At 62.0% G+C, this 14,418-nt stretch carries 14 protein-coding genes; 8 read left to right on the top strand and 6 right to left on the bottom strand.

Going from position 1 to position 14,418, the window contains the following annotated elements; genetic code table 11:
- A partial coding sequence (locus tag AC1DPX_RS33005; RefSeq protein WP_477242058.1) for a porin occupies positions 1 to 1,101 on the top strand: 1,101 nt, incomplete at its 5' end.
- Between the two features lie 242 nt (positions 1,102 to 1,343).
- Entirely contained in the window at positions 1,344 to 2,411 is a 1,068-nt protein-coding gene (locus AC1DPX_RS33000; RefSeq protein ID WP_477242056.1) for a tyrosine-type recombinase/integrase, read from the top strand.
- Between the two features lie 116 nt (positions 2,412 to 2,527).
- On the opposite strand, the gene AC1DPX_RS32995 is transcribed toward AC1DPX_RS33000, so the two are convergent.
- The 3 genes from AC1DPX_RS32995 to AC1DPX_RS32985 all read right to left on the bottom strand — a co-directional run bounded on the left by AC1DPX_RS32995 (position 2,528) and on the right by AC1DPX_RS32985 (position 5,919).
- A complete protein-coding gene (locus AC1DPX_RS32995) occupies positions 2,528 to 2,749 on the bottom strand; it encodes a hypothetical protein (protein WP_477242054.1) in 222 nt (73 codons plus the stop codon).
- Positions 2,737 to 3,636, bottom strand: coding sequence for an alpha/beta fold hydrolase (locus AC1DPX_RS32990; protein ID WP_477242052.1), 900 nt, complete (start codon positions 3,634 to 3,636; stop codon positions 2,737 to 2,739). The genes AC1DPX_RS32995 and AC1DPX_RS32990 overlap by 13 nt, the downstream gene beginning before the upstream one ends.
- A gap of 252 nt (positions 3,637 to 3,888) precedes the next feature.
- Entirely contained in the window at positions 3,889 to 5,919 is a 2,031-nt protein-coding gene (locus AC1DPX_RS32985; protein WP_477242050.1) for a lytic transglycosylase domain-containing protein, read from the bottom strand.
- Positions 5,920 to 6,267: 348 nt separating this feature from the next.
- Between AC1DPX_RS32985 and dapA the strand changes: the two genes are divergently transcribed.
- The 3 genes from dapA (at position 6,268) to AC1DPX_RS32970 (ending at position 8,446) form a co-directional block, all read left to right on the top strand.
- Positions 6,268 to 7,149 (top strand): 4-hydroxy-tetrahydrodipicolinate synthase, encoded by an 882-nt coding sequence (gene dapA / locus AC1DPX_RS32980; RefSeq protein ID WP_096456303.1) that lies wholly within the window; start codon positions 6,268 to 6,270, stop codon positions 7,147 to 7,149.
- A 25-nt stretch (positions 7,150 to 7,174) separates the two neighbouring features.
- The gene (smpB, locus tag AC1DPX_RS32975) at positions 7,175 to 7,654 is read left to right on the top strand and encodes an SsrA-binding protein SmpB (protein ID WP_006202221.1); all 480 of its coding nucleotides are present in this window, start codon (positions 7,175 to 7,177) and stop codon (positions 7,652 to 7,654) included.
- Between the two features lie 81 nt (positions 7,655 to 7,735).
- Positions 7,736 to 8,446 carry a glycoside hydrolase family 25 protein gene (locus AC1DPX_RS32970; RefSeq protein ID WP_477242048.1) on the top strand — a complete coding sequence of 237 codons (711 nt, stop codon included), beginning with the start codon at positions 7,736 to 7,738 and terminating at the stop codon, positions 8,444 to 8,446.
- Between the two features lie 136 nt (positions 8,447 to 8,582).
- Here AC1DPX_RS32970 and AC1DPX_RS32965 read toward each other — a convergent pair whose 3' ends face one another.
- Complete coding sequence (locus AC1DPX_RS32965) at positions 8,583 to 8,945, bottom strand: winged helix-turn-helix transcriptional regulator (RefSeq protein WP_477242046.1); 363 nt, start codon at positions 8,943 to 8,945, stop codon at positions 8,583 to 8,585.
- A 110-nt stretch (positions 8,946 to 9,055) separates the two neighbouring features.
- Between AC1DPX_RS32965 and AC1DPX_RS32960 the strand changes: the two genes are divergently transcribed.
- Positions 9,056 to 10,069 (top strand): zinc-binding alcohol dehydrogenase family protein, encoded by a 1,014-nt coding sequence (locus AC1DPX_RS32960; protein ID WP_477242044.1) that lies wholly within the window; start codon positions 9,056 to 9,058, stop codon positions 10,067 to 10,069.
- A gap of 6 nt (positions 10,070 to 10,075) precedes the next feature.
- Here the strand turns inward: AC1DPX_RS32960 and AC1DPX_RS32955 are convergent, their stop codons facing one another.
- Positions 10,076 to 10,732, bottom strand: a complete 657-nt coding sequence (locus AC1DPX_RS32955) for a uracil-DNA glycosylase (protein WP_202355118.1) — start codon at positions 10,730 to 10,732, stop codon at positions 10,076 to 10,078.
- Between the two features lie 11 nt (positions 10,733 to 10,743).
- A complete protein-coding gene (locus AC1DPX_RS32950; protein WP_010915096.1) occupies positions 10,744 to 11,325 on the bottom strand; it encodes a LabA-like NYN domain-containing protein in 582 nt (193 codons plus the stop codon).
- A 326-nt stretch (positions 11,326 to 11,651) separates the two neighbouring features.
- On the opposite strand from AC1DPX_RS32950, the gene rpoZ reads away from it, so the two are divergent.
- Together rpoZ and AC1DPX_RS32940 are read left to right on the top strand one after the other, a co-directional pair.
- On the top strand, positions 11,652 to 12,053 hold the full coding sequence (gene rpoZ, locus AC1DPX_RS32945) for a DNA-directed RNA polymerase subunit omega (protein ID WP_056563448.1): 402 nt from the start codon (positions 11,652 to 11,654) through the stop codon (positions 12,051 to 12,053).
- Between the two features lie 128 nt (positions 12,054 to 12,181).
- Complete coding sequence (locus AC1DPX_RS32940; protein WP_477242042.1) at positions 12,182 to 14,410, top strand: RelA/SpoT family protein; 2,229 nt, start codon at positions 12,182 to 12,184, stop codon at positions 14,408 to 14,410.
- Positions 14,411 to 14,418 lie beyond the last annotated feature (8 nt).

Below are 14,418 nucleotides of genomic sequence, written 5' to 3'. Positions count from 1 at the left end.
GCCCTGATCGCAGTTTCCGGTGCGCGCGCCGCCGACGCCGTCGTCGTCGCCGAGCCGGAACCCGCTGAATACGTCAAGATCTGCGACGTCTACGGCGCTGGCTACTTCTACATCCCCGGCACCGAAACCTGCCTGCGCATCGGCGGCTATGTCCGTTACGACATCGGCGTGGGTGATCGCGAAGGCGTGCAGAACGTTCCGGATCATCTCGATGTTGGCGGCACGAACGACACGTACTGGAAGCAGGCTCGCTTCACGCTGAAGACCTGGACCGGCCAGGAAACCGAGCTCGGCACGTTGAAGACCTACACCGAGACCCGCTTCAACTTCGGCAACAGCAGCGGTGACTATACTGACCAGGTTGCACCCTATGTCGACGGTTACACGCCGACCAACTGGCAGGCTCGCAACAGCGGCATCTCGCTGAACTTCGCCTGGATCCAGCTCGGTGGCCTGCGCGTCGGTAAGGACGAATCGGCCTTCAACACGTTCACCGGTTACGCTGGTAATGTGATCGACGATACGCTCGTTCCTTACGGTCGCTTCGACACCAACGTCATTCAGTATTACTTCGATGCTGGTAACGGTTTCTCGGCCGTGGTCTCGCTCGAAGAGGGTGATGGCGCCTACACGATCGACAGCTATGTTCCGCATGTCGTCGGTGGCGTGAAGTGGACGCAAGGCTGGGGTAGCATTTCCGGCGTCGTTGCTTACGACAGCAACTACGAAGCTGTCTCGGGCAAGGTTCGTTTGGACGTGAATGCGACCAACGAGCTGGCGCTGTGGATCATGGCCGGCTATGGCAACAAGTCGGACGTCGGTGACCCGAATACCGGTCACAACTACTACAAGAACTGGGACGGAAGCTGGGCTGTTTGGGGCGGTGGCACCTACAAGTTCAACGAGAAGACCTCGTTCAACGTCCAGGCGTCGTACGACGACGGCAAGACTTTCGGTCTGGCTGCCAATATCGCTTATGACGTCGTTCCGGGCTTCACGGTCACGGCCGAAGTCGACTATTTCAACAAGTCGTCGGGCGATTTCCGCGCTGTCAAGGATGACGGCATCGGCGGTATCCTCCGCTTCCAGCGCTCCTTCTAAGGGCTGGTTCCTTACAGGTGAAATCCAGCCCGGGCGCACAAACGCCCGGGCTGTTTTTGTTTCGTGACTGGGTCAACGCAAACGAAGGAAGAGGGGGAATCGGTAGCTGAACAAGTCCGCAGAGTGATTTCGTGGGATTCGCACAGATGGGCGGATGAGATCACAACCGCGTGATTAAATCTCTTGAAAGGACGCTTCCAAGCGGATAGGGCTGATCTATCCACTCGGGGGTGTGATGAATTATGACCAACGAAGCGATTCAAGAGGGTAGCCCCCCGGATCCGTTTTCGATGTTTTCTTCTCAGAATTCAAAGATTAAGTACACTTACAACAAGATAAGAGAAGTAAAGTCGTACCGAGTCGGAGAGCTTTTTTCAGCCTATCGAGACATACTGTGGGATGATGGGCGACATAAATACAATGTCAGCTCTTTCATCGGCGAAATAGACGAAATCCTCCTTGGGGAGCGTTTCAGCGCCTTTGACCAGAGTGCCCTTGACAACCTTATCGGCACATTGCGCCAGCGCGGCAACAGCAACGCAACCATCAATCGAAAGATGGCTGCCCTTAGCAAACTGCTGCGCAAGGCTTACAAGATGGGAGATATCCACAGCCTGCCCGAGTTCCGCCGCCAGAAGGAGCGGGCGGGACGGATTCGCTTCCTCGAGAGGGAGGAAGAGGCAAGGCTGTTCGCTGCCATCAGAAGCCGCAGCGAGGATGCCTACAGGCTTTCCGTCTTCCTGGTCGACACTGGATGCCGTCTCGGCGAGGCGCTCGGACTGATCTGGAACGACATCCAGGAACATCGCGTCTCGTTCTGGATCACCAAATCCGGCCGCAGCCGCACGATTCCGATGACGGAGCGGGTCAAGGAAGTCATCAAGCTGCCCCCCACCGAGGGCCGCCGGCCCAAGGGGCCGTTCACCAAGCTCAGCCAGGCGCAATATCGTGCCATCTGGAACGAGGCGAAGGCTGAAGTCGGTCTTGGCGCCGACGATCAGGTGGTACCGCACATATTGCGCCACACCTGTGCTTCACGTCTTGTCCAGGGCGGCATAGACATCAGGCGCGTGCAGATGTGGCTTGGCCATCAGACCTTGTCGATGACCATGCGCTACGCGCATCTGGCCACCAATGATCTCGACGGCTGTGTCACCGTGCTCGAGACGCCTCGGAGTTGTGGGGCGGTCAGCGGCGTCGAAAGCTCCGCATTTTCGTCGCCGCTGACCACGCCTTCGGCCCCGAAGCCGCCGCGCAAGCCGAAGAGTGAAGCGGTAAAGGCGCCCGGGAAGGGCTCCAAGGCAAACTAAGCTCCAGGCCGGGCTTGCCAATTGGCCCGTGAGCCGGCGCTCTTGCCTGGCGGCGTCCTCTCCTCGTATTGGTGTTGGGGAGAGGGGCGCTCTTATCGCCGGTCGTGCAATCGGCGTTACAGGACGAGTTGAGGGGTGGCGGCCAGCCCCTTGTTCAGCTCGGCATTGGCCGAGCTCATCGTCGATTCATCGCCAATTGTTGGCGATGCAAAGAGGGCACCGGCGTTGCCGCCAGCTGCTTTCTTCTCATCTCCGTAGGGAGGGCAGTCCGCCAGGCAGGCAAGAAGCCAATGCCCGGCTTTTCGAGTGACGAACGCCGTGAAGTTTACTCTGAGCAACTCTGCTGTTCTGCCCTGTCGAGAAACGCACCAATTGACCCAGGCAAGCTGCCCGTTTCGAGGAATGGCGCGTGGCCCTGGCCCTCGACGGTGATCGTTTCCATCATCGGACGGCGCTGGCGCATCTGCTCCAGCGTTTCAGGCGACAGGAGCCTGGAATTGGCGCCGCGGATAGTGAGCAAGGGAATGCCCGCCAGTGCCTCGAACTGCGGCCACAACGCCGGCAAGGGTTGTGACAGGTCGAGGCTGGCGACCGTGTCGACCAGTTTCGGATCAAAATCCGGCAACAGCCCCTGATCCGTCTCGCGGTAGAGCGCTCCCACCATCCGCATCCAGTCAGCGTCGGTGAGCTTGGGAAAATCCTTGCCGTGAACGCTGCGCTGGGCATCCACGGCCTCGGTGAAGGTTTTCGGCGTCGGGGCGCGTTCGAGATAGGACTGGATGTGGGCGAGGCCGGCCGTTTCGATCGCCGGCCCTATGTCGTTGAGAACAATGGCTTTCAGCACGGCCGGCCGCAGCGCGCCAAGCACATGGATGATCAGCCCGCCACGCGAAGTGCCGATGAAAGCGGCCTCCTCCATACCGAGTGCGGTCAGCCCGGCAAGGACATCGCCGGCCTCGACGCCGACATTGTAGTGGCTGACATCGGGATCGTAGGCTGACCGGCCGCGTCCGCGATAGTCGAAGGCGACCACCTTGCGTGATGCCGGGGATCGTGTCGAAAGACAGAGCGCCAGCTCATGAAAATCCCGCGCGTTGCGGGTCAGTCCGGGCAGGCAGACGACCGGCCAGTGTCCGGAATTAGCATCGCCATAGACGCGCGCATGAAGTCTCAGCCCATCTGGCGCGGCGTAGAAGAAATCGGAAAAGCCTTCGGTGTTCGACATCTGGACACGATTCCTTCCGCTGCTTGCCTGACTGCTACAGGCGAGGGCGGGGAGCGTCAAATGAAGGCCTTTCGTACTCCCTTGTGGGGGCTGAAGGGCGGGCGAGGCGCGTGACTTGTCCAAGGCAGAGGATCGGCGCGCCGCGCCGAGACGGATGAGAGGTGGGGGACGGAGAGAGGCGCTGGTGTTCCATGGCCCCATCCGTCGCCTTGGCGACACCTTCTCCGACAAGCGGAGAGGGACAGAAAGGCCTCAACTGCGCCCGTTCACCAGGTCGCCGACGATGTCGTATTTGCCGAAAATACGCATCTTGTAGACTTCGTAATTCTCCATCACACGCTGTACGTAACTTCTTGTTTCCGTGTAGGGAATTCGTTCGATCCAGTCGACCACCGCATCGATGTCCTTGCCACGCGGGTCGCCGTATTTCGCCACCCACTGGCTGGCCCGGTTGGGTCCGGCATTGTAGCCGGCAAAGGTCAGCACATAGGAGCCGTTGAAGCGGTCGAGCTGCTCGCCAAGGAAGGCCGAACCGAGCGTGGCATTGTAGCCTGCGTCGGTGGTCAGGCGCGCTTGAGAAAACTGCAGTCCGGCCTTCTTCGCCAGTTGCTTGGCGGTTCCCGGCATCAACTGAAGCAGCCCGCGCGCGCCGGCGCTGGATACGGCGCCGATGTTGAATTCGCTCTCCTGGCGGGCAATTGCATAGGCCAGCGCCTTGCCCGAGCCGGAAATATTGGCCGAATCAGGGATGACGCCGAGCGGGTGCGACAGTGCGCCGACATCGATGCCGCGCGCGCCGGCGATCTTGCCGACCTTCAGCGCCATGAAATGATTGTCCTGCTTTTCGGCAAGGATGGCGAGCAGCGCCAGTTCGCCTGGGCTGGTCAGCTGCCCGGCGAGGTCGCGATAGAGCGTTTCGGCATAGCGGTCATAGCCTGCCTCCTGCAGCCGCTTGATGGCGCTGACAGCCTCGCGGCCGGCAAAAGTCTGCCGGTCGGCGGCACTTGGCGTGGGATAGACGATGTTGAGCGCCTGCCTTCCGACACGTTCGGCGGCGAGCTGGCCGTAGAAAGTCGTGCCGTAAGTGGCGGCGCGCCCAAAATAGTCCTTGGCATTGCCCGGGCCGCCGACTTCCGCCGCCCGGCCAAGCCAGTAATAGGCGCGCGACAGGGTCATCGGCCCCTGGGCAAGGTCGGCGATGCGCGCAAAATGCGTCGCGGCAAGCTTGGGATCATTCAGGCCGCGCAGCGCATACCAGCCTGCATGGAACTCGGCTTCGGCAGCATTGGCAGCGCTTTCGGCGGCATGCGTAGCGACAATCTTGTACGCCGTCTTCATGTCGCCCTCGTCGACCAGTTCGCGCGACAGGACCCGGCGCTCGACCCACCAGGCATCCGGATCGACCAGAGCCTCGCGGTCCGTCGGCGCCTTCATGACGACGGCCGCGGCGCCGGCAAAGTCATCCTGCTTGCGCATATATTCGGCCTGCGCGAAGAAGTAGCCGGCAGAACGCTGGGCCGCCGGGACCGCCTTCAGCAGTTTCAGCGCATTCTTGTCGCCTCTGTCGGCCGCGGCCCAGGCCTCGGCAAACTGCTGGGCGCCGGCAAGGCCGGCAATGCGCAGCGCGGAATTCACCCGGTCGGCATAGAACATGCGATCCATGCGAAAACGGTGGTCGGCGGCAGGGATCAGACTGCCGAATTCCTTGATCAGCGCCGTCTCGTCCTTGGCTTCCAGGATGGTGGTGCGCCAGAACGGCGACAGCACCGAGCGCGCCGCCTTGACGTTGCCCGTCGCCACATAGGCGCGGGCGAGAACCATGACGCCTTCGAATGTTTGCGGCTGGCTGCCGTCGAATGCCGCAATGACGATGTCGGGAGCGGGGTTCTCCCGGTAGAGCGCCCGCTCGCTGTTCTTGCGCAAGGCAATTGTGCCCGGCCAGTTGGGCAGCATCTTCGCGGCGGCGGCGATGTCGCCGCTCGGAACCTTGTCGCCACCGTAAAGCGCGATCGCCCAGGCTAGTATATGCTGGTCGAGCGATTGAGCGGGAAGCGCATCGCGCACGCCACGGGCCCCGGGAATATCGCCGGCGGCCAGTGCGTGGAGCCCGCTTTTCAGGAGCGCGACGCTGGGTGAGGGGGCCTGCTGCCCACTATGTTGCGGGCTCTGGATTGGGATCGCCGAGGTGACCCGCGCATCCACGCTGCCGCTGATCGCCACGCCGGGCATCAGCGCGGCGACGGCTCCAAGCAGCGCGAAGAGGTGGGGCCGACGGGTCGGCATGATCTCGTGTCTTTCCCTAGTCCAGCATTCTACCAGCAGGCGAAGATGCCTCGAAGCCTAAACTTAGGTCGTGAAGGGCTCGTAAACAAAGAGTTATTGAGGCCGTTCGAATTGCGCTCGCTGGCACCATGGCAATGCTTGCCGCGCAACCATGTCGAGACTATGGTGCGCCGCTTCGCTTTCGGTTAGAAGGCGCGCACGACAAAACACCGATGCATGTCGCCCAAAGTGGATACCGGTTTTGGGACAACGGCATGCATAGACCAAAGATGCATGTCGCCCAAAAGTGGATACCGGTTTTGGGATGACGGCATGCATAAACAAGGAAGTCCCAAGGAGTTGGACGACATGCTGAGAGGCTCGCTTACTGCGCTCGTGACACCGTTCGAAAAGAGCGGGCGTTTCGACGAGAAAGCCTTTCGCGCATTCGTCGAATGGCAACTCGGAGAAGGCACGACGGGCTTGGTTCCGGTGGGCACCACCGGCGAGTCGCCGACCCTATCGCATGATGAGCATCGCCATGTCGTCAAGGTCTGCATCGAGGTGGCCAAGGGCCGCGCTCCGGTCGTCGCCGGTGCCGGCTCCAACAACACCGCCGAAGCCGTCGGCCTCGTGCAATATGCCGAAAAGGCCGGCGCCGATGCCGCCCTGGTCGTCACGCCCTATTACAACAAGCCGACGCAGCGCGGCCTCTACGAGCATTTCGCCGCCGTCGCCAGGGCGACGAAGCTGCCGATCATCATCTACAACATCCCGCCGCGCTCGGTGATCGACATGATGCCGGAGACGATGGGCCGGCTGGCGCACGACTTCAAGAACATCGTCGGCGTCAAGGACGCAACCGGCAAGGTCGAGCGTGTGTCCGAGCAGCGCATGACCTGCGGCAAGGATTTCATCCAGCTTTCCGGCGAGGATGCCTCGGCGCTCGGCTTCAACGCCCATGGCGGCGTCGGCTGCATCTCGGTGACCTCGAATGTCGCGCCGCGGCTCTGCGCCGAATTCCAGGAGGCGACGCTGTCCGGCGACAGCGCCAAGGCGCTGGAATTGCAGGACCGTCTCTTGCCCTTGCACAAGGCGATCTTCCTCGAGCCTGGCGTGTCCGGCGCCAAATACGCGCTGTCGAAGCTGGGCAAGGTCGAGAACGTGCTTCGGTCGCCGCTTGTCACGGTCGAGGAAGCGACCGCGGCGAAGATCGATGCGGCCATGAAGCACGCCGGCTTGATTAATTGAGGATGAGGCGCCACCTCTCCACATCATGAATCAAGTCAGAAAAGCCGATCCCAACAACAAGACCGTTGCGGAAAACCGCAAGGCGCGGTTTTCCTATGAGGTGCTCGACACGATCGAGGCCGGCCTGGTGCTGACCGGCACCGAGGTCAAGTCGCTGCGCCAGGGCCAGGCCAATATCCAGGACAGCTATGCCTCGGTCGAAGGCGGCGAGATCTGGCTGATCAATTCCTATCTGCCCGAATATCTGCAGGCCAACCGCTTCAACCACGAACCCAGGCGGCGCCGCAAACTGCTGCTCAACAAGCGCGAGATGGCCAAGCTGTCGCAGAGCGTCGACCGCGAAGGCATGACCCTGGTGCCGCTGAAAATCTATTTCAACGACCAGGGCCGCGCCAAGCTCTTGCTCGCCGTCGGCCGCGGCAAGAAGCTGCACGACAAGCGCGAAACCGAGAAGCAGCGCGACTGGTCGCGCGAGAAGGGCCGGCTGTTGAAGGAACGCGGCTGAGAAGGGCGATTGCCCTAGAAAAGCCTGCTGTTGGCTTCAGGTTTCGTACAGCCGAGCCTGCAAATACCAGAGGGGACCACCTTGAAAAACCGGATCATCCTGTGGGGATCGGTCTGCCTGGTTTTTGCAGCGCTGGTCGTGGCCGGTGGCTTCTTCTACTTCCACACCTATTCTCCCGACCGTGGCAAATATCCGGTCAGAGGCATCGACGTCTCCCATCATCAGGGCCAGATCGACTGGCGGCGCGTTGCCGCTGACGATGTCGCCTTCGCCGTCATCAAGGCGACCGAAGGCGGCGATCATGTCGACAAAGCCTTTGCCGCCAATCTGCGTGAGGCCCGCGCGGCCGGCATCGCCGTCGGCGCCTATCATTTCTTCACCTTCTGCCGGCCCGGCGCCGACCAGGCGAAGAATTTCATCTCGGTCGTCCCGCACGATCAGCCCCTGCTGCCGCCGGTCGTCGATGTCGAGTTCGGCGGCAACTGTCCGCAGCGTCCGTCGCCCGAACAGTTGAATGCCGAGCTCCAGGCTTTCCTCGGACCCGTCGAAGCGGCGTTCGGCAAGACGGCGATCGTCTACCTGACCGATGAGGCGGAGGCAGCCTATGCCGGACAGATCGCTACTCGCCCGCTCTGGCTCCGTTCGCTGCTGGTGGAACCGGACCGCCACGACTGGGTCTATTGGCAGTACCACAACAGGGGGCGCGTGGACGGTATTGTGGGTGACGTCGACCTCAACGTTTTGCAGGGCGGGCCGGAGAAATTGACGGCGCTGCTTGCATCAGCGCATTGAGGCTGTCCGGCCGAAGCGGTCGGCTGGACGTCCGAATCTGTTTCTTCACAAATCGGGCTATGCCGTTGCAAATATTGACGATCCGGCTGTTGGCAGTTTCGCCAAACTACCCCCGGCTGCGTGTCTTGCCGCTGCCTCAAGCCGCGGCCTGGGACACCTCTGGCGCCAGCGTCACATTCGCATCGCCCCACTGTTTCAGGGCGGTGATCACCGGTTCCAGGCTTCTGCCGCGCGGCGTCAGGCTGTATTCCACCTTTGGCGGCACTTCCGGATAGATCTTGCGGGCAATCAGTCCATCGGCTTCGAGTTCGCGCAGCTGGTTGGTCAGCATGCGCTGCGTGCAGTTCGGAATGCGCCGGCGGATCTCGTTGAAGCGCAACGTCCCCTCGAACAGATGGTAGAGCACGACGCCTTTCCACTTTCCGTCGATATAGCGCAGCGTTCCCTCCACGGTGCAGCCGGGGCTGCAATCGAAGCGTTCATGGCGAATGCGCGGCATGACGGTATCCTTTTCGACACTATGTGCTTTATATGTGCATTCTTGCGCTTCGCGCACATAATCCGCATCTCTGCCCCAGACAAAGCTCAACAGCAATCGCGGAGATCGAAATGCGCGCCGTCGGCTATCAAATCCCAGCTCCCATCACCGATGAGGCCTCCCTCGTCGACATCGACCTGCCCAAGCCGGAGCCGAAAGGCCGTCAACTGCTGGTCGAGATAAAGGCGATCTCGGTCAATCCGGTTGACACCAAGATAAGGCGAAGTGCCAAACCCGAAGCCGGGAGCTGGCGGGTGCTTGGTTGGGACGCAGCCGGCCGGGTCGCTGCAGCGGGGCCGGATGCCCGCCTGTTCAAGGCTGGGGACGACGTCTTCTATTCCGGAGCGCTCGCGCCGCAAGGCACCAATGCCGAGTTTCACCTCGTCGATGAGCGCCTCGTCGGCCGCAAGCCCGGCTCGCTCGACTATGTGCAGGCAGCCGCGTTGCCGCTGACGGCGATCACCGCCTTTGAGGCGCTGTTCGACCGTCTTGACGCGAGGAAGCCTGTCACGGGTGCCGCGAATGCCATCCTGATCATCGGCGGCGCCGGGGGCGTCGGCTCGATCGCGGTCCAGTTTGCGCGCCAACTGACCGATCTGACGGTGATTGCCACCGCATCGAGGTCGGAAACACGCGACTGGGTGGTTGGGCTTGGCGCCCATCATGTCATCGATCATTCCAAGCCGCTCAGCAGCGAGGTCACGGCACTCGGCATCGGCGCGCCAGCCTTCGTCTTCTCGACAACCAACACTGACAAGCATCTGGCCGAGATCGCCGAATTGATCGCACCGCAAGGCCGGTTCGGCTTGATCGACGATCCCCAGACGCTCGACATCAATCCTTTCAAGCGCAAGAGCGTTTCGGTCCATTGGGAGCTGATGTTCACCCGCTCGCTGTTCGAGACGCAGGACATGGCCGCACAGGGCGAGTATCTGAACGAGTTGTCGCGCCTTGTCGACGCCGGCACCATCCGCACCACGTTGGGCGAAACCTTCGGTCGGATCAATGCCGCCAATCTGAAGCGCGCCCATGCGCTGATCGAGACCGGCAAGGCCAAGGGCAAGATCGTGCTGGAAGGGTTCTGACTGGCGTTATTTCCGCAGGAACGCCGCGATCTCGCCGAACACGTTGACGAACATTTCTTCCGTCAAGACACCGGTGTTGGTGTTGTAGCGCGAGCAGTGATAGCTGGAAAACAGCGTGATGCCGCCGGCCGGCAGTTGCCCGCCATGCTTGAACGGATAGGCGGCGACGCGCCCGCCCAGCGCGCGCACCGTCGACTGGTGGGCGATCGACCCCAGTGCCAGCACGGCGCGCAGGTTTGGGAAGCGGGCGATCGTCGGCACCAGGAATGTCCGGCAGGTCGAGATTTCGGCGCCGACGGGCTTGTTCTCCGGTGGCACGCAGCGCACCGCGTTGGTGATCGCGGTGCCGACAAGCTCCAGCCCGTCATCGGGCCGCGCCTTGAACTCACCGCGCGCGAAGCCGTGCGCGATCAGCGTCGAGTAGAGCAGGTCGCCGGCATAGTCGCCGGTGAAGGGGCGGCCGGTGCGGTTGGCGCCACGCAGTCCGGGCGCCAGCCCGACGATCAGAAGCTGGACGGCGTCCTCGCCCTGCGGCGGCAGGAAGGTCGGCACCGGCGCGTTGAACCAGGACGGTTCGCGCTGCCGCCACTCAGCAATAAAATCATGCAGCCGCGGGCAGAGCGGGCAGTTGCGGCTTGGTTCGGAAGTGGGGAGGGCGGTCAAGGTTACCGGCCTCAGTAGTCGTCCTCGTCGACTTCAGCCGGTTCGGGCCGGCGCACGGGCCGCTCCGACGGATCGCGGCCGACTTCGTTCTTCAGCGTCGTCAGGTCGATGAAATGATCGGCCTGGCGGCGCAGATCGTCCGAGATCATCGGCGGCTGCGAGGCCATGGTCGAGACGATCGACACCTTGCGACCGCGCCGCTGCAGCGCCTCGACCAGGGTGCGGAAGTCGCCGTCGCCGGAAAAGATGACATAGTGGTCGACGACATCGGCGAGTTCCAGCGCATCGACCGTCAGTTCGATGTCCATATTGCCCTTGATCTTGCGGCGGCCGGTCGAGTCGGTGAACTCCTTGGCCGGCTTGGTCACCACCTTGAAGCCGTTATAGTCGAGCCAGTCGATCAGCGGGCGGATCGAGGAGTATTCCTGATCCTCGACCAGCGCCGTGTAATAATAGGCGCGCAAGAGATAGCCGCGCTTCTGGAAACTCGACAAGAGCTTGCGATAGTCGATGTCGAAGCCAAGCGCGCGCGAGGTGGCGTAGAGATTGGCGCCGTCGATGAACAGGGCGATTTTTTCACGAGGGTCGAACATGGAAAATATTCCTTTTCGAAAAATGCGGCCGTCTAAACGAAATGCGGTAGCGACTATCGGTCAGGCTCATAATAAACCGGCTGACCTGTCCATCCGAGATAGCGCCAGTTTGGTGGCAATCCAAGGCGTGATGGAGCAATGCAAGCAATTGTGATCGCCGCATAGGACGCCATGGACGCGACGGCGTTTTGCTTCAATCGGGTGTTCGACCGCAGGATCGCCTGTCCTGCAGTGCCGACTTTTGGCATGATGCTTGTATTTTGGCGGCGTTCGGGTTATGGACCGCGCCTGTTTTCCATCAAATCCAGGCATGAAAGGGGCAGTCCATGGCCCGCGTAACCGTTGAAGATTGCATCGACAAGGTCGACAACCGCTTCGAGCTGGTGCTTTTGGCCGGCCACCGTGCTCGCCAGATCAGCCAGGGCGCGCAGATCACCGTTCCTCGCGACAATGACAAGAACCCGGTCATCGCACTGCGCGAGATCGCCGACGAGACGCTGTCGCCCGACGACCTCAAGGAAGATCTGATCCATTCGCTGCAGAAGCATGTCGAGGTCGACGAGCCCGAGGCCGATGGCGAGGTGATCGCCGATCAGACCGGTGGCGCTGTCGCGGCCGCCGAAACCGACGATGCCGAGGACAACATCACCTTCGATCGCATGACCGAAGAAGATCTTCTGGCCGGCATCGAAGGTCTGGTGCCGCCGGAAAAGAGCGACGACTACTAAGAGAGTTTTCTGGACCTGCCCGGAACACGTTTCCGGCACTTCCGTCCCGGCAGTTTCGTGGCTATCTATGACATGCGCCGTACAGCAGTGCGGCGCATGATTCATTTCATCGCTGAGAGATTCCGCCCATGATGCGTCAGTATGAGCTTGTCGAGCGCGTCCAGCGCTACAAGCCTGACGTCAACGAGGCGTTGCTCAACAAAGCCTATGTTTATGCCATGCAGAAGCATGGCCACCAGAAGCGCGCTTCCGGCGATCCCTATTTCTCGCATCCGCTCGAAGTCGCCGCCATCCTCACCGAAATGCATATGGACGAGGCGACGATCGCTGTCGCTTTGCTGCACGACACCATCGAGGACACCACGGCGACGCGGGCCGAGATCGATGATTTGTTCGGCCCAGAAATGGGCAAGCTGGTCGAGGGCCTGACCAAGCTGAAGAAGCTCGATCTCGTCTCCAAGAAGGCCGAGCAGGCGGAAAACCTGCGCAAGCTGCTGCTGGCGATCTCGGAAGATGTTCGCGTGCTGCTGGTCAAGCTCGCCGACCGCCTGCACAACATGCGCACCCTCGACCACATGCCGGAGGCCAAGCGCCTGCGCATCGCCGAGGAGACGATGGATATCTATGCGCCGCTGGCCGGGCGCATGGGCATGCAAGGCATGCGCGAGGAGCTGGAGGAAATCGCCTTCCGCTACATCAATCCGGAAGCCTACCGCGCCGTCACCGCGCGGCTCGCCGAGATATTCGAGCGCAACAAGGGCGTGCTGACCGACATTGAAAAGGCGCTGTCGGCGCTGTTTGAAAAGCATGCCATCAACGCCGGCGTGAAGAGCCGCCAGAAGAAGCCCTGGTCGGTGTTCCGTAAGATGGAGGCCAAGGCGCTGTCATTCGAGCAACTGTCCGACATTTTCGGCTTCCGCGTCGTCGTCGATACGGTCGAGGACTGCTATCGCGCGCTCGGCGCCATCCACACCACATGGTCGATGGTGCCCGGCCGTTTCAAGGACTACATCTCGACGCCGAAGCAGAACGACTACCGCTCGATCCACACCACCATCGTCGGCCCCTCGCGCCAGCGCGTCGAGCTGCAGATCCGCACCCGCGAGATGAACAAGATCGCCGAATACGGCGTCGCGGCGCACTCGATCTACAAGGACACGGGCGGCAAGACGAATGGCGCGGCCCATGCGATCTCGAAGGAGACCAATGCCTATGCCTGGCTGCGGCGTACCATCGAGCAGCTCGCCGAAGGTGACAATCCCGAGGATTTCCTCGAAAACACCAAGCTGGAACTGTTCCAGGACCAGGTGTTTTGCTTCACGCCGAAGGGCATGCTGATCGCCTTGCCGCGCGGCGCCACACCCATCGATTTCGCCTATGCGGTGCACACCGATGTCGGCGACACCTGCGTCGGCGCCAAGGTCAATGGCCGCATCATGCCGCTGATGACGGAGTTGAAGAACGGCGACGAGGTCGAGATCATCCGCTCCAAGGCGCAAGTGCCGCCGGCGGCGTGGGAATCGGTCGTCGTCACCGGCAAGGCGCGCGCCGCCATCCGCCGTGCCACCAAGAACGCCATCCGCAAGCAGTATTCGGGTCTCGGCGCACGTATTCTCGAACGCGCCTTCGAACGGGCCGGCAAGACCTTCACCAAGGAAAGCCTGAAACCGGTGCTGCACCGGCTGGCGCGCAAGGACATAGAGGACGTGCTGGCGTCGGTCGGCCGTGGCGAACTGGCCTCCACCGACGTCATGAAGGCGGTCTTCCCCGACTACAAGGACGAGCGTGTCACGCCGGCAGCGCCCAAGCAGCGCGAGGAAGGCTGGTCGAAGATCCGCAATGCCGCCGGCATGCTGTTCCAGATTCCAGGACGTGCCGCGCGCAAGGACAAGGACCAGCCGCGCGACGGCGCCGTGCCGATCCGCGGCGTGCGCGGCGACCTGCCGGTGCGCTTCGCGCCGGAAGGTGCTGTGCCTGGCGACCGCATCGTCGGCATCGTCCAGCCGGGCACCGGCATCACCATCTATCCGATCCAGTCGCCGGCGCTGCAGGCCTTCGACGACCAGCCCGAGCGCTGGATCGACGTGCGCTGGGACATTGACGAGCGCACCAAGGAGCGCTTTCCGGCGCGTGTCTCGGTTACCGCCATCAACGCGCCGGGGTCGCTCGCCGACATTGCCCAGGTCGTAGCGTCCAACGACGCCAACATCCATACGCTGTCGATGGTGCGCACGGCGCCCGACTTCACCGAAATGCTGATCGATCTCGAAGTCTGGGATCTGAAGCATCTCAACCGGCTGCTGTCGCAGCTCAAGGACAATTCGAGCGTCAGCGACGCACGGCGCGTCAATGGCTAGATCATGAT

The organism is Mesorhizobium sp. 01N446 (assembly GCF_056399285.1).
This window is presented reverse-complemented; position numbering and strand designations above follow the sequence as displayed.